Below are 2,066 nucleotides of genomic sequence, written 5' to 3' on the forward strand. Positions count from 1 at the left end.
TCTAACATCTTACCTGGTATTTCTTGAAGTTTTTCAACTATGCCATTTCCAATGTTACTCGCTGCTTCTTTTATAGATTCTTTTTTCTCTTCAATTCCTTGTTTCATGCTCTCAAACATATTATGTGCTTTAGTTTTAAGTCTTGAAGGCAATGTATCAAACCAATTTACAATATTGTTCCATCCATCAGCTACTCCTTTTGCCATTTCATCAATTTTAGCCATTGCCTTATGACGTTGGTCGTCAAATGATTTTAAAGCTTCCTCTTTCATTTCATTAGCCTTAGTTGATACATTACTTTTTATTACTTCCCACTTCGACTTAACTTCTCCACTTTCCCAATCAACCTTATCTATATGTTCTTTAGCTTGATTTTGAGCTTCCATAACTACTTCTTGATGCATTCCTTGTGCATTAGATATTGCATTTTCCTTTTGACATTCTGCTGCCGAAATCATCTTTTGTGCTTCATCTGCTTTTATAGTTCCTTTTTCATCACGCTCTCTAATAATTGATTGCACAGTTTTGTCATATTCTTCTTCTGCTGCCGCTATTGTTTTATCTCTTTGTTCAGCACTATTTTTAACTACCTCTGCTGCCTGTTCCGCTGTAGTTATAACCGCATTTTGCTTTTGCCTTTCTAATAAACTCTTTTGTTCTACTTCACCTTGTGACATGGTGTTTATTGCATCTGTCATCATATTTTGCTTTATTGTATTAATTTCATGCCACTCTTGTGTTGTAAATTCTCTATTTTCTGTTGCTGCATTTCTTGTTATTTCATCAATTCTTGCTTGCCCTTGCTGTATTATTTGAGTTTCAAAATCATGATGTTCTTGCATCCTCGTTAATATCTCTTGGTTATTTTCATCCCTAAGTCCACTGGACTTAGCCATAAAATTATTCATTGTTTCATAGTCTTGATTAAAATTCTCATTCATCTTTTGTGTTATTTGATTAGACATTTCAGCAAAGTTAGCCGTAATTGCATCTGCTGATTCTTTAGACACTTTTGTATGATTTACTCTCATGTTCATAAGAGTTTGTCCTACTTTATTATCTAATTCCTCGTAGGCTCCTACAGCCTTTTGGGTGCTTTCAGATACTTCATCTCCAAATTTTTTAGTTTCTAGACTTGCCTTCGAAAAATGTTTATATAACGCAACTCCTCCAGCTGTTACTCCTGCTATAACGGCTATTGCAATTCCAAGTGGTCCTGTTAATGCAGTAAATACTGCTGCTAATCCTCCTATTGCTGGTGTTGCTGCTACTGCTCCCGTTGTTGCTACTGCAATTGCTCCCGATACAGTTCCAAATAATGTTGCTATTGCTCCTATTCCTTTTGCTAATGTACCACCTATAAGCACAATGGGTCCTATTGCAGCTGCTAACCCAACAAATTTGATTATATTTTGTTGTGTCTCTGGACTTAACTGTGAAAATTTTTCTGTTATATCCGCAACTTTAACTGCAACATCTCTTATAGCAGGCAATAAGTTTTCCCCTATTATCCTTGCCGAATCCACTATTTGATTTTTAGCCATTTTCATTTGTGATTCTGTAGTAGCATATCTTTGGTTTGCTTCATTTACTAATGCAGTATTTTCTCTCCATGCATTAGTTCCTATTTCTATAGATTTATTAAATAGATCACCTGCACTTGATGCTCTCAATAATGCATCTCTCATTCTTACTTCTTCTATTCCCATATCAGTTAGAACTTTTATTGCACTAGTTCCTTTTTCTTCTGATTTTCCTAAACCTTCTATAAATGCAATTAAAGCCCCTGTCGCATCTTTCTTAAATGCATTACTGAATTCATCTGCACTCATTCCAGCTACCTGTGCAAAATCATTTAAAGATTCACTTCCTGTTTCTACTGCCAACTGCATTTCTATCATTACTTTAGAAAATGCCGAGCCACCTGCCTCAGCTTCAATTCCAACAGATGAAAGTCCTGCTGATAATCCCATTATCTGTGCTTCTGTTAATCCTATTTGTGTTCCTGCACCTGCAAGTCTCATGCCCATTGCAACTATATCAGCTTCTGTTGTTGCCATGTTATT

The 2,066-nt window shown here is 35.7% G+C and carries 1 protein-coding gene; it reads right to left on the reverse strand.

The genetic code is table 11. The features are described from left to right. Nucleotides 1–2,066 (reverse strand): phage tail tape measure protein (locus BN346_RS21115; RefSeq protein ID WP_148361079.1); only part of this gene is annotated, 2,066 nt, incomplete at both ends.

Source organism: Clostridium ihumii AP5, assembly GCF_000612845.1.
GTDB lineage: Bacteria > Bacillota > Clostridia > Clostridiales > Clostridiaceae > Clostridium_J > Clostridium_J ihumii.